The 19422-nt window shown below is 61.3% G+C and carries 15 protein-coding genes; 12 read left to right on the top strand and 3 right to left on the bottom strand.

Annotated elements, in window-relative coordinates; all coding sequences use genetic code 11:
* Positions 1–191 precede the first annotated feature (191 nt).
* From ABTV22_RS27830 to ABTV22_RS27795, 8 genes are all read left to right on the top strand, one after another.
* Positions 192–1169, top strand: coding sequence for a dipeptidase (locus ABTV22_RS27830; protein WP_096514542.1), 978 nt, complete (start codon positions 192–194; stop codon positions 1167–1169).
* A gap of 79 nt (positions 1170–1248) precedes the next feature.
* The gene (locus ABTV22_RS27825) at positions 1249–1779 is read left to right on the top strand and encodes a DUF5943 domain-containing protein (RefSeq protein ID WP_020796073.1); all 531 of its coding nucleotides are present in this window, start codon (positions 1249–1251) and stop codon (positions 1777–1779) included.
* 15 nt (positions 1780–1794) lie between these two features.
* Complete coding sequence (gene dgcA / locus ABTV22_RS27820) at positions 1795–3855, top strand: dimethylglycine demethylation protein DgcA (RefSeq protein ID WP_433737523.1); 2061 nt, start codon at positions 1795–1797, stop codon at positions 3853–3855.
* Between the two features lie 137 nt (positions 3856–3992).
* Complete coding sequence (gene dgcB / locus ABTV22_RS27815) at positions 3993–5939, top strand: dimethylglycine demethylation protein DgcB (RefSeq protein WP_433737522.1); 1947 nt, start codon at positions 3993–3995, stop codon at positions 5937–5939.
* On the top strand, positions 5939–7159 hold the full coding sequence (locus ABTV22_RS27810; protein ID WP_433737521.1) for an electron transfer flavoprotein subunit alpha/FixB family protein: 1221 nt from the start codon (positions 5939–5941) through the stop codon (positions 7157–7159). The genes dgcB and ABTV22_RS27810 overlap by 1 nt, the downstream gene beginning before the upstream one ends.
* 15 nt (positions 7160–7174) lie before the next feature.
* Positions 7175–7945 (top strand): electron transfer flavoprotein subunit beta, encoded by a 771-nt coding sequence (locus tag ABTV22_RS27805; RefSeq protein WP_433737518.1) that lies wholly within the window; start codon positions 7175–7177, stop codon positions 7943–7945.
* Positions 7946–8084: 139 nt separating this feature from the next.
* The gene (locus tag ABTV22_RS27800) at positions 8085–8651 is read left to right on the top strand and encodes an N-acetyltransferase family protein (RefSeq protein WP_433737516.1); all 567 of its coding nucleotides are present in this window, start codon (positions 8085–8087) and stop codon (positions 8649–8651) included.
* A 241-nt stretch (positions 8652–8892) separates the two neighbouring features.
* Positions 8893–10041, top strand: coding sequence for a retropepsin-like aspartic protease (locus ABTV22_RS27795; protein WP_433737515.1), 1149 nt, complete (start codon positions 8893–8895; stop codon positions 10039–10041).
* An 855-nt stretch (positions 10042–10896) separates the two neighbouring features.
* Here ABTV22_RS27795 and gbcA read toward each other — a convergent pair.
* Complete coding sequence (gbcA, locus tag ABTV22_RS27790; RefSeq protein WP_433737513.1) at positions 10897–12192, bottom strand: glycine-betaine demethylase subunit GbcA; 1296 nt, start codon at positions 12190–12192, stop codon at positions 10897–10899.
* 295 nt (positions 12193–12487) lie between these two features.
* Here gbcA and gbcB point away from each other — a divergent pair, with 295 nt between their 5' ends.
* Entirely contained in the window at positions 12488–13588 is a 1101-nt protein-coding gene (gene gbcB / locus ABTV22_RS27785; RefSeq protein WP_433737512.1) for a glycine-betaine demethylase subunit GbcB, read from the top strand.
* A 117-nt stretch (positions 13589–13705) separates the two neighbouring features.
* On the opposite strand, the gene ABTV22_RS27780 is transcribed toward gbcB, so the two are convergent.
* Complete coding sequence (locus ABTV22_RS27780; protein ID WP_433737511.1) at positions 13706–14530, bottom strand: SDR family oxidoreductase; 825 nt, start codon at positions 14528–14530, stop codon at positions 13706–13708.
* Between the two features lie 154 nt (positions 14531–14684).
* Positions 14685–15725 carry a low specificity L-threonine aldolase gene (locus tag ABTV22_RS27775; protein WP_433737510.1) on the bottom strand — a complete coding sequence of 347 codons (1041 nt, stop codon included), beginning with the start codon at positions 15723–15725 and terminating at the stop codon, positions 14685–14687.
* A 132-nt stretch (positions 15726–15857) separates the two neighbouring features.
* Between ABTV22_RS27775 and ABTV22_RS27770 the strand changes: the two genes are divergently transcribed.
* The 3 genes from ABTV22_RS27770 to ABTV22_RS27760 all read left to right on the top strand — a co-directional run bounded on the left by ABTV22_RS27770 (position 15858) and on the right by ABTV22_RS27760 (position 19414).
* Positions 15858–16583 (top strand): TraX family protein, encoded by a 726-nt coding sequence (locus ABTV22_RS27770; protein ID WP_433737509.1) that lies wholly within the window; start codon positions 15858–15860, stop codon positions 16581–16583.
* 303 nt (positions 16584–16886) lie between these two features.
* Positions 16887–18140, top strand: a complete 1254-nt coding sequence (gene glyA, locus ABTV22_RS27765; protein WP_433737508.1) for a serine hydroxymethyltransferase — start codon at positions 16887–16889, stop codon at positions 18138–18140.
* Positions 18141–18163: 23 nt separating this feature from the next.
* Complete coding sequence (locus tag ABTV22_RS27760) at positions 18164–19414, top strand: sarcosine oxidase subunit beta (RefSeq protein WP_085688558.1); 1251 nt, start codon at positions 18164–18166, stop codon at positions 19412–19414.
* The last annotated feature ends 8 nt before the right edge of the window (positions 19415–19422 follow it).

The following is a 19422-nucleotide window of genomic DNA, read 5'->3' as shown; positions in this document are numbered from 1 at the left end:
ATTCTGGCCTAAGCCTGCGCCCTTGAACAGGTCGCAGAGGGTGACTTGCGACGACCCTTTGTCGCGGATTGACGCTTTCGGCAATTCCCCTGTCGTTTTTGCACCCGGTCGTCAAAGCCCTCAGGCATATGCTGGCTCCAAAGCGCCGGCAGACGATTCGGCGCATGAATCGCCAATAAGGGGACAGCCTGATGAGCCCAGCCGAACTGCACGCCGACAGCATCGTTATCGACGGTCTGATTATTGCCAAATGGAACCGTGAGCTGTTCGAAGACATGCGCAAGGGCGGTTTGACCGCGGCCAACTGCACCGTGTCGGTGTGGGAGGGCTTCCAGGCCACCGTCAACAATATTGCCGCCAGCCAAAAACTGATCCGCGAGAACAGCGACCTGGTGATTCCGGTGCGCACCACCGCCGACATTCGCAAGGCCAAGGAGCAGGGCAAGACCGGCATCCTCTTCGGTTTCCAGAATGCCCACGCCTACGAAGACCAGATCGGCTATGTCGAGGTGTTCAAGCAGCTGGGCGTCGGTATCGTGCAGATGTGCTACAACACCCAAAACCTGGTGGGCACCGGTTGCTACGAGCGCGATGGCGGCCTGTCGGGCTTCGGTCGTGAAATCGTGGCCGAGATGAACCGTGTTGGCGTGATGTGCGACCTGTCCCACGTCGGCTCCAAGACCTCCGAAGAAGTCATCCTCGAATCGAAAAAACCGGTCTGCTACTCCCACTGCCTGCCGTCTGGCCTCAAAGAGCACCCGCGCAACAAATCCGATGAAGAGCTGAAGTTCATCGCCGATCACGGCGGTTTTGTCGGCGTGACCATGTTCGCGCCGTTCCTCGCCAAAGGCATCGATTCGACCATCGACGACTACGCCGAAGCCATCGAATACACCCTGAATATCGTCGGCGAAGACGCCATCGGCATCGGCACTGACTTCACCCAGGGCCATGGCCAGGACTTCTTCGAATACCTGACCCACGACAAGGGCTACGCCCGCCGCCTGACCAGCTTCGGCAAGATCATCAACCCACTGGGCATCCGCACCGTCGGCGAGTTCCCGAACCTGACCGAGACCCTGCTCAAACGCGGCCACTCCGAACGCGTGGTGCGCAAGATCATGGGCGAGAACTGGGTCAACGTTCTAAAGGATGTCTGGGGCGAGTAAGCCGCAGCACTCTGAATCCTTTTCCCCCCGGCCGTCCGTGCCGGGGGTAACACCAAAATTTTTCTGGAGTTAAGTTTCCATGGCCAAGATCGCCCCGCAATTGCCTATCGAAGTCGACAGCGAGACCGGTGTCTGGACGTCCGACGCCCTGCCGATGCTGTACGTACCGCGCCATTTCTTCGTCAACAACCACATGGGCATCGAGGAAGTGTTGGGCGCCGAAGCCTATGCCGAGATCCTCTACAAGGCCGGCTACAAGTCCGCCTGGCACTGGTGTGAAAAGGAAGCCGAATGCCACGGCCTGGAAGGCGTCGCGGTGTTCGAGCACTACATGAAGCGCCTGTCGCAGCGCGGCTGGGGCCTGTTCAAGATCCAGGACATCGACCTCGACAAAGGCACCTGCAGCGTCAAGCTCGAACACTCGGCGTTCGTCTATGTGTACGGCAAGGTCGGGCGCAAGGTCGACTACATGTTCACCGGCTGGTTTGCCGGGGCGATGGACCAGATCCTCGCCGCTCGCGGCAGCAAGATCCGCACCGTGGCCGAGCAAGTCTACGGTGGCTCCGAAGAGGGCCACGAAGACGGCTTGTTCACCGTCAAGCCGTTGTAAGTCGAGGAACCCGCCATGGCTTTCGAAGCAATGTTCCAGCCGATCCAGATCGGCAAACTGACCATCCGCAACCGCGTGCTCAGTACCGCACATGCCGAGGTCTACGCGACCGACGGCGGCATGACCACCGACCGGTACGTCAAATACTACGAAGAGAAGGCCAAGGGCGGGATCGGCCTGGCGATTTGCGGCGGTTCGTCCGTGGTTGCCATCGACAGCCCGCAGGAATGGTGGAGCTCGGTGAACCTGTCCACCGACCGCATCATCCCGCACTTCCAGAACCTGGCTGACGCCATGCATAAGCACGGCGCCAAGATCATGATCCAGATTACCCACATGGGCCGGCGTTCCCGTTGGGATGGCTTTAACTGGCCGACCCTGATGTCGCCGTCGGGCATCCGTGAACCGGTGCACCGCGCCACCTGCAAAACCATCGAGCCGGAAGAAATCTGGCGGGTGATCGGCAACTATGCGCAGGCTGCACGCCGCGCCAAGGCCGGTGGCCTGGACGGTGTGGAACTGTCGGCCGTGCACCAGCACATGATCGACCAGTTCTGGAGCCCACGGGTCAACAAGCGTACCGACGAATGGGGCGGCACCTTCGAAGGCCGCATGAAGTTCGGTCTGGAAGTGTTGAAGGCCGTGCGCGCCGAAGTCGGTGACGACTTCTGCGTGGGCATGCGTATCTGCGGTGACGAGTTCCACCCGGACGGCCTGTCCCACGAGGACATGAAGCAGATCGCCAAATATTACGACGACACCGGCATGCTCGATTTCATCGGCGTCGTGGGTTCGGGTTGCGACACCCACAACACCCTGGCCAACGTGATTCCGAACATGAGTTATCCACCGGAGCCGTTCCTGCACCTGGCCGCCGGTATCAAGGAAGTGGTCAAGGTTCCGGTGCTGCACGCGCAGAACATCAAGGACCCGAACCAGGCCACCCGTATTCTGGAAGGCGGTTACGTCGACATGGTCGGCATGACCCGCGCGCACATCGCCGACCCGCACCTGATCGCCAAGATCAAGATGGGCCAGGTTGACCAGATCAAGCAGTGCGTCGGCGCCAACTACTGCATCGACCGTCAGTACCAGGGCCTGGATGTACTGTGCATCCAGAACGCGGCGACTTCCCGTGAATACATGGGCGTGCCACACATCATCGAAAAAACCACCGGCAAAAAACGCAAAGTGGTGGTGGTCGGGGCCGGCCCAGCCGGGATGGAAGCCGCCCGTGTCGCTGCCGAACGTGGCCACGACGTGACCCTGTTCGAGAAGAAGGAATTCATCGGCGGGCAGATCACCACGGCAGCGAAAGCACCGCAGCGCGACCAGATCGCCGGTATCACCCGCTGGTATCAGCTGGAGCTGGCACGTCTGAAAGTCGACCTGCGCCTGGGTACCGCGGCGGATGCGCCGACCATCATGGACCTGCGTCCGGATGTGGTGGTGCTGGCTGTCGGCGGTCATCCGTTCCTGGAGCAGAACGAACACTGGGGCGCGGCTGAAGGCCTGGTGGTCAGCAGCTGGGACGTGCTCGACGGCAAGGTGGCACCGGGCAAGAACGTGCTGGTCTACGACACCATTTGCGAATTCACTGGCATGTCCACCGCCGACTTCCTGGCCGACAAGGGCAGCCAGGTCGAGATCGTCACCGACGATATCAAGCCGGGTGTGGCGATCGGCGGTACGTCGTTCCCGACCTACTACCGCAGCATGTATCCGAAAGAAGTGATCATGACCGGCGACATGATGCTGGAGAAGGTCTACCGCGAAGGCGACAAGCTGGTGGCAGTGCTGGAAAACGAATACACCGGCGCCAAAGAGGAGCGGGTGGTGGACCAGGTGGTCGTGGAAAACGGCGTGCGCCCGGACGAAGAAATCTACTACGCGCTCAAGGAAGGTTCGCGCAACAAGGGCCAGATCGACGTCGAAGCCCTGTTCGCGATCAAGCCGCAGCCATGTCTGGAACAGAGCGGCGACGGCTACCTGCTGTTCCGCATCGGCGACTGCGTGGCCCAGCGTAACGTGCACGCGGCGATCTATGACGCGCTGCGGCTCTGTAAGGATTTCTAAGCCAACCTTCTGTAGGAACCGGCTTGCTGGCGATGAACGGTAACGCGGAGCGCCTGATGCACCGTAGCGTCTGAATCGCCAGCAAGCCGGCTCCTACAAGGCCCATGCAAGACCCCGAATTCTTTGGGAGCTTCACCATGTTGAACACCCTTCTTCCAATCCTGTTGTTCGCTGCCCTGGGCCTCGCGGTTCTGGGCGCGTTGCGGCGGGTGAATATGTGGCGCCGCGGCCGGGCCTCGAAGGTCGACCTGATCGGCGGCCTGTTCGCCATGCCCAAGCGCTACATGGTCGACCTGCACCACGTAGTGGCGCGGGACAAATACATCGCCAACACCCACGTCGCCACGGCCGGTGGTGCGGTGGCGTCCATCGTGCTGGCGATTCTGGTGCACGGTTTCGGTCTGCATAACCGCATCCTCGGTTATGCGCTGCTGCTGATGTCGGCGGTGATGTTCGTCGGTGCGATCTTCGTTTATCTGCGTCGACGCAATCCGCCTTCGCGCCTGTCAAAAGGTCCGTGGATGCGCCTGCCGAAAAGCCTGCTGGCGTTCTCGGCGTCGTTCTTCCTCGTGACTCTGCCAGTGGCCGGCATCCTGCCGGAGAACTTCGGTGGCTGGCTGCTGACGGTAATCCTCGGCATCGGCGTGTTGTGGGGCGTGTCGGAACTGTTCTTCGGCATGACCTGGGGCGGGCCGATGAAGCACGCCTTCGCCGGTGCCCTGCACCTGGCCTGGCACCGTCGCGCCGAACGCTTCGGTGGCGGTCGTTCCACCGGTTTGAAGCCGCTGGATCTGGAAGACCCGGCCGCGCCGCTGGGCGTGGAAAAGCCCAAGGATTTCACCTGGAACCAACTGCTCGGCTTCGACGCCTGCGTGCAGTGCGGCAAGTGCGAAGCGGCGTGCCCGGCGTTTGCTGCCGGCCAGCCACTGAACCCGAAAAAACTGATTCAGGACATGGTCGTCGGCCTGGCCGGCGGCACTGACGCCAAGTTTGCCGGCAGCCCGTATCCGGGCAAGGCAATCGGTGAACACAGGGGTAATCCGCATCAACCGATTGTCAACGGTCTGGTGGACGCCGAAACCCTGTGGTCGTGCACCACCTGCCGCGCCTGCGTCGAGGAATGCCCGATGATGATCGAGCACGTCGATGCCATCGTCGACATGCGTCGCCATCTGACCCTGGAAAAAGGCGCGACCCCGAACAAGGGCGCCGAAGTCCTGGAAAACCTGATCGCCACCGACAACCCGGGCGGTTTCGCGCCGGGCGGGCGGATGAACTGGGCGGCGGACTTGAACCTCAATCTGATGAGCGAAAAGAAATCCACCGACGTGCTGTTCTGGGTCGGCGACGGCGCCTTCGACATGCGCAACCAGCGCACCCTGCGCGCCTTCGTCAAAGTGCTGAAAGCGGCGAAAATCGACTTCGCGGTGCTGGGTCTCGAGGAGCGTGACAGCGGTGACGTAGCCCGACGCCTGGGCGATGAAGCGACCTTCCAGTTGCTGGCCAAGCGCAACATCCAGACCCTGGCCAAGTACAGCTTCAACCGCATCGTCACTTGCGATCCGCACAGCTTCCACGTGCTGAAAAACGAATACGGCGCCTTCGATGGCAACTACCTGGTGCAGCACCACAGCACCTACATGGCGGAAATCATCGGGGCTGGTGCGCTCAATCTCGGCCAGCACAAAGGCGACAGCGTGACCTATCACGATCCGTGCTACCTGGGTCGCTACAACGGCGAATACGAGGCACCGCGTCAGGTGCTGCGTGCCCTCGGTATCGAAGTGAAAGAGATGCAACGTTCCGGTTTCCGTTCGCGCTGCTGCGGCGGTGGCGGCGGGGCGCCGATCACCGACATTCCGGGCAAGCAACGGATTCCCGACATGCGCATGGAAGACATCCGCGAGACGGGTGCCGAACTGGTGGCCGTGGGTTGTCCACAGTGCACCGCGATGCTTGAAGGCGTGGTCGAACCAAGGCCACTGATCAAGGACATCGCCGAACTGGTGGCTGACGCACTGTTGGAAGACCAAGCCCCAAAGTCGGCAACGCCGGCCAAACGTGAACCTGCGGAGGTGCACTGATGAGCGACATTATCCGCCGCGACCCCCGCGCCGAATGGATCGCCCGTAACCGCCTGCACCCGCTGCACGCGGCCATGCAACCGGCGCAACACAGCTGGATGGGGCCCAACGGCATCATCCGCAAGAATCTGCATGGCATCGGCTTTATCGGGCCGAACGGGATCAAGCGTATCGACCGCAGCGGTGCGCAACAGGGTGGCTCAGCCAAGCGCTCGGCCGCGGTTGAAGTGCAATTGCCGCTGCATCAGGTGCCGGCACCGGCGTTCTACATCAGCGTGGTGCCGGACATGGTCGGTGGCCGCTTGAGCAGCCACGACAAGGATTTGCTGGGCCTGGCCCATCAACTGGCCGGTAAGGACGGCGCGGTACTCGCCGTGGTCTTCGGCGAACACAAGGAAAATGCGTTTTCCACAGCCGGCGTCGACCGCCTGCTGGTGCTCGAAGGCGAAGAATTCAGCGGTTATGCACCGGAGCAACGAGTCCAGGGCCTGCGGGCTGTGGATAACCAGTTCAACCCGCGTCACTGGTTGCTGCCGGACAGCCGCACCGGTGGCGGTGAACTGGGTCGACGCTTTGCCGCGGCCCTGGGCGAACGCCCGGCCACGCGGGTCTGGCAGGTCAAGGACGAGACCTGCACCGGCCGCGCCGGCGCTGGTCTGCAAGACCTCGCCCGTCCGCTGGCGCGCTTGATCCTGGGCGCCGTCGAATGCGCCGAACCGGTCAGCGAAACCCGTCACGAAGCCTTGCCGGTGGAGTTATCCACAGCCGTCGCGCGCAGCTTGTCGCGCATCGAGGATTTGGGCGCGGTGGCGGTGGACCCGGCAGCGATTCCGATGGCCGAAGCCGAGTTCATCTTCTCCGGCGGCAACGGGGTCAAGGACTGGGATCTGTTCCACCAGACTGCTGCTGCCCTCGGCGCTACGGAGGGTGCATCCCGGGTGGCGGTGGACGACGGCTTCATGGCCCGCGACCGTCAGGTCGGCGCGTCCGGAACCTGGGTCACCGCACGGGTCTACGTGGCGGTGGGGATTTCCGGGGCGATCCAGCACCTGCAAGGCATCGGTGCCTGCGACAAGGTGGTGGCGATCAACCTCGACCCTGGCTGCGACATGATCAAACGGGCCGACCTGTCGGTGATCGGCGAAAGCGCCGAGATTCTTCGCGCCTTGATCGCGGCGGTAGAGGCCTACCGCAACGACGCCAAGCGCGATGCGGCTTAAGGGAAGGAAAGGGTTATGAGCACGAAAATCATCAGCCTGGTGTCCATCGGCGCCCACCCGACTTCCGGCCGGCCCCGTCGCGCGGAACAGGATGCGCGGGCGGTGGAACTGGGTCTGCAACTGGCTGGGGATAACTTGCAGGTGCTGCATGCCGGCGACGTGGCCGAGCCTGCCTTGCGGGCTTATCTGGGCATGGGCCTGGAACAACTTCACGTGCTGGAACAGCCGCAGGGCGCGGATGCGCTGCCGGCGTTGACCTCCTATCTGCGCGATGCCGGGGCCCAGGTGGTGCTGACCGGCAGCCAGGCGGAAACCGGCGAAGGTTCGGGCATGCTGCCGTTCCTGCTGGCCGAAGGCCTTGGCTGGCCGCTGGTGGTGGGGTTGGCCCAGGTCGAATCCATCGACGGCAGTTCGGCGCTGGTGCTGCAAGCGCTACCGCGCGGCCAACGCCGTCGCCTGAAGGTGCGCCTGCCGTTTCTGGCGACTGTGGATAACGCTGCACCGAAGCCACGGCAGAGCGCCTACGGCCCGGCCCGGCGTGGGGTGTTGCAGGCCGATGAAGTGGAAGTCGTCGACGATGAACTGCTGGCGGTCGCCACCCTGCAACCGGCCAAGCCACGGCCAAAACGCCTGAAGGTCATCAAGGCCAAGAGCGGCGCCGACCGGATGAAAGCCGCAACGGCGAAAGCCAGTGGCGGAGGGGGACAAGTGCTCAAGGGCGTTACGGCACAAGCTGGGGCTGAAGCGATCCTCAAGCTTCTGATCGAAGAAGGTGTGGTTCGCTAGAGGAAAACACGTGAATCCGTAGGAGCCGGCTTGCTGGCGATGGCGGCAGCCCATTCAACCATTCAGTGCCTGCCCTACCGCTATCGCCAGCAAGCCGGCTCCTACAGGGTTGCGCATGACCAGATTTGATGGGGAAACAATGTCAGTTGAATTTCGTTCCGCCGTCCGCGCGGATGCGCGGGAGATTGCGCGCTTGTTCCAGATTTCATCCGAAGGCGCTTCAGACTACATCTGGAGCCAGATCGCAGAACCTGGCCAGGATCTGCTGGACGTCGGCGCTATTCGCTATGCCCGTGATGACGTGGACTTCTCTTACCAGAACTGCCTGATCGCCGAGAGCAACGGTGAAGTCATTGGCATGATGCACAGCTATGTGATGCGCCACGATCCCTTCGCCGACCCGGTCACCGACCCGGTACTGGCGCCCTATGCGACCATGGAGATTCCTGACACCCTGTACATCTCCAGCCTTGCCCTGCATGAAGGCTGGCGTAATCAAGGCCTGGGCAAGCAATTCCTCGCTTACGCCCACGACCGTGCCAACCAGCTCGGGCTCAACGGCCTGAGCCTGATCGACTACGCCGCCAACACTGGCGCCCGACGCTTCTACGAGCGCCACGGGTTTCGCATCGTCGACACCTGCCAAATCACGCCGCATCCAATGATTCGGGTTACCGGCGAGGCCTACCTGATGTACCGGCCCTGACGCCGATCCCCGTAGGAGCGAGGCTTGCCCGCGAATGCGTCCTTGAAAACGCCTTCGCCGGCAAGCCTGGCTCCTACGATAAAGCGTGTCTTGAGCTACATTTTCAAGGTGCGCTGGTCAGGGTGCGGCACGCAGTTACGGGAACTTTCAGAGGTTCAGCGCTGGTTCATAAAACCCGTTTTTTATGAGTGGGTTGGCCATGAAGCCGCTGAAGCGATTGCTCCTTGCCTGGATCGTCCTGATGTCTACTGGCTTGCTGGCGGCTAGCCCGTCGGACGCGCCTGGCTTCTATCAATGGTTGGCGTCGGAGCAGGGGCAGAACGCCTCCCTGGCGCAATTGCGCGAGCATTGCGACCTGGTATCGGAACCGGGGAACAACCTCGACTGCTCCGTGACGGTGATCGCCCGGATGTTCGAGTTGAAAGCAGCCAACCAGTTGCCGGACTACTATCAGGCGATCAATCGCCGACACGCACGGGCCATCAAGGCCGATCCTGAGCTGAACGTCCTGTTCTCCATGTTCGGCGAGCAGTCCCTCGCCACGTTGCGCACGACTGGGGATTTCAGGGTCAAGCGAGCGGCGCAGCGCGAAGTGCTGAAGCTTCACCCCTACGCCAGCGACCATTTCATCGCGCAGGAGGTACTGCCGTTCATCGATGTCAGTGCCGCCAATGGGCATTCGGCGCGCTTCGTCCTCGACACGGGCGCTCCGCAAACCCGGGTCAATGCCGACACCGCCAAGGCGATGGGGATCAAGCTTCTGACCGACTCCCATTACGCCTACAGCACGTATTACGGCGAGGACAATCTGTCGGCCAGGCTTGGGGTCATCGAGTCGCTGAGGATCGGCTCAAGTGAATTCAGGAATGTACTGGTGTTCGTCAGCGACCGGGACAACCTGCTGGGGCTGGATCTGATCAGCAAGTTGGGACGGCTGAAAATCACCCGCAAGACCCTGGAACTCAATCCCCTGCCTTCCGCGCGCTGCGACTCGCCGATCACCTACACCCGCATGGATCTCAACCAGCGGCTGACCATCGCCGCCAGCCTGGACAACCACACGACCCAGGCCATCGTCGATACCGGCAATGTCGATTACCTGACCTCCGCCCTGCCCGGTGAGCAAGTCAACGTGGTGCAGACACTGACCCCCGGCAACTCCCCGCTCGATACCACCGACAGGCAACGCTACCAAACCTTCAAGGGCGTACTGAACCTGCCCGGCCACAGCTTGCCGATTACCTACAAGTACTACCCGGGCTTCACCATCCCGCCGTCCTGGGTGAAGGGGCGGTATGTGCCGTCGGTTCTGCTGGGGTGGCGAGCGTTCGATGACTTCGAATTGAATCTGGATATCGAGGCGGGGCGCTCGTGTTTGAATAAGGTTTGAAGGTTTGAAGTGATTTTCGACCTGTTTACCCACAATCCCTGTTGGCGGTTCTGTGGATAACGTGTTCGCCCCTTGCTAAACCCCTTGTGAATCGTGGCCTGCAGGCCTTCGTTCAAAAAACAACCAGTCTAAGCTGCGGTTTTTAATGGGTTTTTTCGAAGAATAAGTGCGGGACTTGCCCCCAATCTCTGTTGGCGCTTCTGTGGATAAGATGTTCGCTTACCGCTGTAGCCCATATAAACCGGGGCTTCCGAAGGGGTGATCAAAAAACGATCAATCTGCTAGTTTTGGCCAGCCTTGCACCTTGAGAACGCAGGAAATTCGCGGTCTTCAGCGGTTTTCCACAGTGCCTGTGAAGTTGCCCCCAAAGTCTGTTGGTGCTTCTGTGGATAAGGTGTTCGCCATACGCTGCAGGCCACGCACTACGTGAGATGCAGGGGTTTGATCAATAAATGATCAGGTCTTGCGGGAAACCGCCATTCTGAATAAGTCACGGATTTTCTTCAGTTTCTGTGGAGAAAGTTTGGGGGCTTTCCACAGTTGTCCCCATTTGCTGTGGGTGGAGATGTGGATAACTTGTTTGCGGAAGGCTGGGAGGCACGTGGGGTATAGCGCTGAACGGAATAGATCATATTTCGTACAGTTCTAGCGAATGAAGGTATCAGAGAGAGATGCGGTGATTGTAAGGACGCTTTCGCGGGCAAGCCCGCTCCCACAAGGGATCTGTGTCGAACACCAATCCACTTGTAGGAGCGAGCATGCTCGCGATGGACGTGAACGATGACGCGGGGTGTCTGGTAATCCGCGGTGTTCATGCAACCATCGCGAGCATGCTCGCTCCTACAGGAGGGGGATTCAGCCGTGAACCGGAACGCCCTTGAGGTACGGCGCAGGCTCGGCACCCAGGTTGCTCAGCATGCGCTCGCTGTACCAATCCACAAAGTTCACCACACCAAACTCATAGGTCTTGGAGTAAGGCCCTGGCTGGTAGGCGGTGGAGTTGATGCCGCGCTGGTTTTCCTCGGCCAAGCGACGGTCCTGGTCGTTGGTGGCGTCCCACACCTGACGCATGCGTTCCACGTCGTAGTCCACGCCTTCGACGGCGTCCTTGTGCACGAGCCACTTGGTGGTGACCATGGTTTCCTGGGCGCTGATCGGCCACACGGTGAAGACGATGATGTGATCGCCCATGCAGTGGTTCCAGGAGTGCGGCAGGTGCAGGATGCGCATCGAGCCCAGGTCCGGGTTCTTGATGCGGCCCATGAGTTTGGCGCAGCCCTGTTTGCCGTCCATGGTCATCGACACGGTGCCCTTGAGCAGCGGCATGCGCACGATGCGGTTACGCAGGCCGAAGCTGGCGTGGGCGTAAGGGATCTTCTCGGCTTCCCATGCGGCGGCGGAGGCGGCGACGTGGTCCTTGAAGGCCTGGTCGGCACGCGGATCGGTGACATCGTCCCATTCCAGCAGGGTTTTCAATAGCTCAGGGTGCGAGCCGCCGCAGTGATAGCACTCGCGGTTGTTTTCCAGCACCAGTTTCCAGTTGGCCTTTTCCATCAAGGTGGTTTGCACCGCCACCTTGGTGTTTTCCATGTCGTACGGTTCCATGTAATGGGTGAGCGTCGACAGGAAGTCATCGATGGCGGGCGGGTTTTCGGCCAGGCTGATGAAGATGTAGCCGCCGGCAGTCTTCACGTTTACCGGTTTCAGACCGTACTGCTTCATGTCGAAGTCGGCGCCCATCTCGGTGCCGGCGAACAGCAGGCGGCCGTCGAGCTCATAGGTCCACTGGTGGTAGTGGCAGACCAGTTTGGCGACCTTGCCTTTGTCGCTGGTGCACAGGCGTGAACCGCGGTGACGGCAGACGTTATGGAACGCGTGGACCACGCCTTCGGCGCCTCGGATCACGATGATCGGGTTCTTGCCGACCTGCAGGGTCATGTAGTTGCCCTTGGCCGGGATTTCGCAGGTCATGCCGGCGATCAACCACTCCTTCTGGAAGATCTCCTGCATGTCGATATCAAACAGGCGCTCGTCGGAGTAAAACGGCTGCGGCAGCGAAAAGGTACGCTCGCGCTCTTGCAGCATCTGGGCGGTGGCCTTGCGAGCGGGTTCCAGCGGATCGCCCAGGCTCAGGGTAGTAGTGACGTCCATCGTTTAATCCTCAAGGCCATCTGCGTGGCCGGCGAAAGTGGCTAATCAGGTGTGCAGTAAAGGGTTGCTACGCAAGGTGTAAGGGTCGTGTCTTGGTATGGGGCGAGTGTGGGGCCGGCGCAGGCCAGAACCTTATCCATGGGCGACATGATGCAATCTGTTCCCGACGCGCAAGCCCCGGTAGTTGGGGGCTGGTCGCGATAAGCATGTGAATGTCGCAGATAGGTAAATGGGTGATCTGCGCTATACGCAGAATCGCCAACATGAAGGCCGACAGTCGGCCGTGGAGATCAGCATGTCCAACAACTTCCTGAACCCTGTTACTACGCAGACTTGGGCCAATGGCCGGCACATCGTGCGTTGCGTCAAAGTCATCCAGGAAACCTGGGATGTGCGCACCTTCTGTTTCATGGCCGACCAGCCGATCATGTTCTTCTTCAAGCCAGGGCAGTTCGTCACCCTGGAGCTGGAGATCGACGGCCAGCAGGTCATGCGCTCCTACACCATTTCCAGCTCGCCGTCGGTGCCGTACAGCTTCTCGGTGACGATCAAGCGCGTACCGGGCGGCAAGGTCTCGAACTGGCTGCACGACACCCTGCATGAAGGTTACGAACTGGCGGTGCACGGCCCGGTCGGTCTGTTCAACGCCATGGACTTCCCGAATCCGAAAGTGCTGTACCTCAGCGGTGGCGTGGGGATCACGCCGTGCATGTCCATGGCGCGCTGGTTCTTCGATACCAACGGCAATGTCGACATGGCGTTTATCCACAGTGCCCGCTCGCCCAAAGACATCATTTATCACCGCGAGCTGGAACACATGGCGGCGCGGATCGAAAACTTCAGCCTGCACCTGATTTGCGAAAAGCATGGTTTCGGTGAGCCATGGGCCGGCTATCGCGGTTACCTGAACCACAAAATGCTGGAACTGATGGTTCCGGACTTCCTTGAGCGCGAAGTGTTCTGCTGCGGCCCGACGCCCTACATGAACGCGGTCAAGCGCCTGCTGGAAAACGCCGGCTTCAACATGAAGCACTACCACGAGGAATCCTTCGGCGCGACCCCGCCCGAGGCTCGCGCAGATGCCGTGGAGCATGCCGAGCAGGCCGCCGAGGCACCGCAAGTCGATGCCGCTGATCTGCATCAGGTGGAGTTCACCGCCTCGGGCAAGAGCATCCGTGTGGCACCGGGCGAGACCGTGCACGCGGCCGCCGCCAAGGTCGGCCTGATGATCCCCAAAGCCTGCGGCATGGGCATCTGCGGCACCTGCAAGGTGCTCAAGCTGGGCGGCGAAGTGGAGATGGATCACAACGGCGGGATTACCGAGGACGACGAGGCCGAGGGGTTCATCCTGTCGTGCTGCAGCATTCCGAAGGGGGATGTGCGGATCGAGTACTGAACCGCAGATTGCCCCCCGTAGGAGCCGGCTTGCTGGCGATTCCATTCTTGCATTCAGTATTGATGGCGACTGGAACATGGCCATCGCCAGCAAGCCGGCTCCTACGGGTTTGAGTGGTCAGTCGATAAACAGATCCGTCATCAGCTTGTCGCTGCTGTCGGGGGCGAATCGGTAGTGTTTGAACTCGGTCGTGCCGTTTTCCCGCAGCACTTGCTCATCAATCAGCAAACGCCCGGTCAGGCTGCGGCCTGAACTGCTCAGAATCACGTGGGCGGCATCGGCCATGATCGCAGGCGTGCGGGCATGTTTGAACGACTCCCGCGAACCCAGCTGAAACTCGATCGCCGCCGTGGCAATCATGGTCTGCGGCCACAGTGAATTGACGCTGATACCGTAATTCTTGAATTCCTCGCTCATGCCCAGCGTCAGCATGCTCATGCCGTACTTGGTCACGGTGTACGGGCTGTACTGGGCGAACCACTTGGTTGCCAGATTCAGCGGTGGCGACAGGTTGAGGATGTGGCCTCTGGAGTGCTTCAGATATGGCAGCGCGGCCTGGCTGCACAGCAAAACCGCGCGGGTGTTGATCTGGTGCATCAGGTCGAAACGCTTGAGTTCGATGTGCTGGACGCCGGTCAACTTGATCGCCCCGGCGTTGTTGACCAAGGCATCAATGGCGCCGAAGTGTTCGTTGGCCTGGGCCAGGGCTTGATGCACGGCCTCTTCATCCCGCACATCCACCTGCAGGGCGAGCGCCTTGCCCCCTGCGGCCTCGACTTCTTTGGCCACGCTATGGATCGTGCCCGGCAACTTGGGGTGGGGCTCGGCGCTTTTGGCGGCAATCACGATATTGGCGCCATCGCGGGCGGCCCGCAGCGCGATCTCGCGGCCAATGCCACGGCTGGCGCCGGTGATGAACAGGGTTTTGCCTTGCAATGACATGCGTTAGCTCCTGCTTGTTGTTGTCTGAGCGATTCAATGTAGACCAAGGCATTTGTTGCGGTTTGTAGGAGCGGGCTTGCTGGCGATGGCGTCGGTTCAGATACACGGCGCTGTCTGGATCGCCAGCAAGCCGGCTCCTACGGGGTTTGTGTTGTTAGTGGGCCATGACTTCGCGGATGTCGCGGGCCAGTTCGCGCACGCGTTCTTCTTCGGTGTCCCAGGAGCACATGAAGCGGGCGCCGCCCTTGCCGATGAAGGTGTAGAAGCGCCAGCCCCTGGCCGTCAGGGCGGCGATGGCCGGTTCCGAGAGTTGCAGGAACACGCCGTTGGCCTGCACCGGGAACATCAGTTCCACGCCTGGGATGTCGCTGACCAGTTCGGCCAGCAGTTGCGCACAGTGATTGGCGTGGCGGGCGTATTTGAGCCAGGCGTCGTTTTCCAGGATGCCGACCCAGGGGGCGGACAGAAAACGCATTTTCGATGCCAGCTGCCCGGCCTGTTTGCAGCGATAGTCGAAGTCTTCAGCCAGGTCGTGGTTGAAGAACAGGATCGCCTCGCCCACCGCCATGCCGTTTTTCGTGCCGCCAAAGCACAGCACGTCGACGCCGGCCTTCCAGGTCAAGTCGGCCGGGGAGCAGCCGAGGAATGCGCAGGCGTTGGAGAAGCGCGCGCCGTCCATGTGCAGGTGCAGGCCCAGTTCCTTGCAGGTCGCGCTGATGGCGCGCACTTCGTCCGGGGTGTAGACGCTGCCGACTTCCGTGGCTTGGGTCAGGGTGACAACGCGGGGCTTGGGGTAGTGGATGTCCTGGCGCTTGAGGGCAATTTCGCGGATCGAATCCGGGGTCAGCTTGCCGTTTTCGGTGCGGGCGATCAGCAGTTTGGAGCCGTTGGAGAAGAATTCCGGGGCACCGCATTCGTCGGTTTCGACGTGGGCGGTTTCCGAGCAGATGACGCTGTGGTAACTCTGGCACAGCGACGACAGGGCCAGGGAGTTGGCCGCGGTGCCGTTGAAGGCGAAAAACACTTCGCAGTCGGTTTCGAACAGTTTGCGGAAATCGTCGGATGCGCGGGCGGTCCACTCATCGTCGCCATAGGCGCGCTGGTGGCCATGGTTGGCCTGTTCCATGGCCGCCCAGGCTTCAGGGCAAATACCGGAATAGTTGTCGCTGGCGAATTGTTGGCTCTTGTCGGTCATGGCCTGCTTCCGTGGTCGAGGCGCCTATGGTGAGGCACCGCGTGGTCAATGAGGCTGCGCACTCTACCGAAGATCGTCCGGCGGGCGCAGGGGATGTTACTGTCAGAAGATTACGCTGGATGCCGAGCAATTATGCACGTGTCTTTAAACTTAAAGCAGCGCGACGATGCACTGGATTTGCTCAAGTGGTTGGCGTTGCTGTGGATGGTTCTCGATCACCTGCGCTATGTCGGTTATTCGGCCGATTGGCTGTATGTACCGGGGCGTCTGGCCTTCCCGTGGTTCTGTCTGGCGATGGCGGCGAATCTGGCGCGAGTGCCTGCGGCGACAAGCGGGCAATGGCGCTACCTGGGCTGGCTGGTGCTGTTCAGCGTGGTCAGCGAAATACCCTATCGACTATTCCTGCCTAATCCCGACACCTTGAATGTGTTGCCGACCCTGGCGCTGGGCCTGCTGGTGGTGCGTGGCTGGCAGTGTCGCAATCTCCAGGCGCGACTGTTGGCGGTCGCGGCGCTGGTGCTGGCGGCGCTGTTTACGTCGCGGCTTATGTTCGGTTTCTTCGGTGTGCTGTTGCCATTGGCGACGCTATGGGTGATTCGTCGCCCCGGGTATTTCGCATTGCTGCCGGGGCTGGTGTGCCTGGCCGCCAATCAGTGGCAGGTGCTGTATTACTCGATTCGCCTGGGCAATCACGTGGCGATGGCGGCGGTGGCCACTTGTCTGATTGCGCCATGGCTGGGGCTGTTCCTTTTGCGACATGCCAAAGGCGTAAAAGCACCACCGATGCGGCGCTGGGCGTATGCCTTGTATCCCTTGCATTTCCTGATGCTGCTGGCGTTGCGACAGGTTCTCGCATAACCCGGAAACCGGATGCAAACCCCCTGTGGGAGCGAGCCTGCTCGCGAAGAGGGCGTGTCAGACGACATCGATGTGGCCGACACACCGCCTTCGCGAGCAGGCTCGCTCCCACAGGGGTTTCGGGTTGGTCGGTAGAGCGTGTCCAGCGCGCCAATTCCCGCCATGTCGTAAACGCACCTTTGCGTGGCGCCCATAGGCATTTGACCTGTCTGCCTCGGTCATACCATCGCTATCAAAGGGCACTGCCGCAACGCAGTGCCTTACCGAGACGAATGGCGCACAGATGCCGCTGGGAGAGACGCGATGTTCAGCAAGAAAGACCAGATCCAGGGTTATGACGATGCACTGCTGGCGGCGATGAATGCCGAGGAGCAACGTCAGGAAGATCACATCGAACTGATCGCGTCAGAGAACTACACCAGCAAGCGCGTCATGGAAGCGCAAGGCAGCGGCCTGACCAACAAGTACGCCGAAGGTTATCCGGGCAAGCGCTACTACGGCGGCTGCGAGCATGTGGACAAGGTTGAAGCCCTGGCCATCGAGCGCGCCAAGCAACTGTTCGGCGCCGATTACGCCAACGTCCAGCCGCACTCCGGTTCCTCGGCCAACAGCGCCGTGTACCTGGCCCTGCTGCAAGCCGGCGACACCATCCTGGGCATGAGCCTGGCCCACGGCGGTCACCTGACCCACGGCGCCAAAGTGTCGTCCTCGGGCAAGCTGTACAACGCCGTTCAATACGGTATCGACACCAAGACCGGCCTGATCGATTACGACGAAGTCGAGCGCCTGGCCGTCGAGCACAAGCCGAAGATGATCGTTGCCGGTTTCTCGGCTTACTCCAAGACCCTGGACTTCCCGCGCTTCCGCCAGATCGCCGACAAGGTGGGCGCACTGCTGTTCGTCGACATGGCCCACGTGGCCGGTCTGGTCGCTGCCGGCCTGTACCCGAACCCACTGCCGTACGCCGACGTGGTCACCACCACCACCCACAAGACCCTGCGCGGTCCGCGTGGCGGCCTGATCCTGGCCAAGTCCAACGAAGAAATCGAGAAGAAGCTCAACGCTGCGGTATTCCCCGGCGCCCAGGGCGGCCCGCTGATGCACGTGATCGCTGGTAAGGCGGTGTGCTTCAAGGAAGCGCTGGAGCCTGGCTTCAAGGCCTACCAGCAGCAAGTGATCGAAAACGCCCAGGCCATGGCGAGCGTATTTATCAAACGTGGCTACGATGTAGTGTCCGGCGGCACCGATAACCACCTGTTCCTCGTCAGCCTGATCCGTCAGGGCCTCACCGGCAAGGACGCGGACGCAGCCCTCGGTCGCGCCCACATCACCGTGAACAAGAACGCCGTGCCGAACGATCCACAGTCGCCGTTCGTCACCTCCGGCCTGCGCATCGGCACCCCGGCGGTGACCACTCGCGGCTTCAAGGTTGCGCAGTGCATCACCCTGGCTGGCTGGATCTGCGACATCCTCGACAACCTCGGCGACGCCGATGTCGAGGCCAACGTTGCCCAGCAAGTCTCGGCCCTGTGCGCAGACTTCCCGGTTTATCGCTGAGTGCGGTTTTGGAGTAAATGACTATGCAACGCTACTCAGGCTTCGGCCTCTTCAAACACTCCCTCAGCCACCATGAAAACTGGCAGCGCATGTGGCGCACGCCGACCCCTAAAAAGGTCTACGACGTGGTCATCGTCGGCGGTGGCGGGCATGGTCTGGCGACCGCTTACTACTTGGCCAAGGAACACGGCATCACCAACGTGGCCGTGGTCGAAAAGGGCTGGCTGGGCGGCGGTAACACCGCGCGCAACACCACCATCGTTCGCTCCAACTACCTGTGGGACGAGTCGGCGCACCTGTACGAACACGCGATGAAACTGTGGGAAGGCCTGTCCCAGGACCTGAACTACAACGTGATGTTCTCCCAGCGTGGCGTCTACAACCTGTGCCACACCCTGCAGGACATTCGTGATTCCGAGCGTCGGGTCAGCGCCAACCGCCTCAACGGCGTGGACGGCGAGCTGCTCAACGCCAAGCAGGTGGCGGACGAGATTCCGTACCTGGACTGCTCCAAGAACACCCGCTACCCGGTGATGGGCGCTACCGTCCAGCGTCGCGGCGGCGTGGCCCGTCACGATGCCGTGGCCTGGGGCTTTGCCCGGGCCGCCGACGCACTGGGCGTGGACCTGATCCAGCAGACCGAAGTGATCGGTTTCCGTAAGGAAAACGGTGTGTGCATCGGTGTGGAAACCAACAAGGGCTTCATCGGCGCCAAGCGCGTCGGCGTGGTCACCGCCGGTAACTCCGGACACATGGCCAAGCTCGCCGGCTTCCGTCTGCCGATTGAATCCCACCCACTGCAAGCGCTGGTGTCCGAGCCGATCAAGCCGATCATCGACAGCGTGATCATGTCCAACGCCGTGCACGGTTACATCAGCCAGTCCGACAAGGGTGACCTGGTGATCGGCGCCGGTATCGACGGCTACAACGGCTACGGCCAGCGTGGTTCGTACCCGGTGATCGAACACACCATCCAGGCCATCGTCGAGATGTTCCCGGTCCTGTCGCGCGTGCGCATGAACCGGCAGTGGGGCGGCATCGTCGACACCACCCCGGATGCGTGCCCGATCATTTCGAAAACCCCGGTACCGAACATGTTCTTCAACTGCGGTTGGGGCACCGGTGGCTTCAAGGCCACACCTGGCTCGGGCAACGTATTTGCCGCGAGCCTGGCCAAGGGTGAAATGCACCCATTGGCTGCACCTTTCTCCATCGACCGCTTCCACAGCGGTGCGTTGATCGATGAACACGGCGCTGCGGCCGTCGCCCACTAACAGGAGAA

This window comes from Pseudomonas putida, assembly GCF_050990305.1.
GTDB lineage: Bacteria > Pseudomonadota > Gammaproteobacteria > Pseudomonadales > Pseudomonadaceae > Aquipseudomonas > Aquipseudomonas putida_AH.
Note: the sequence above shows the minus strand (reverse complement) of the source record. Positions and strands in the feature narration are given on the sequence as shown.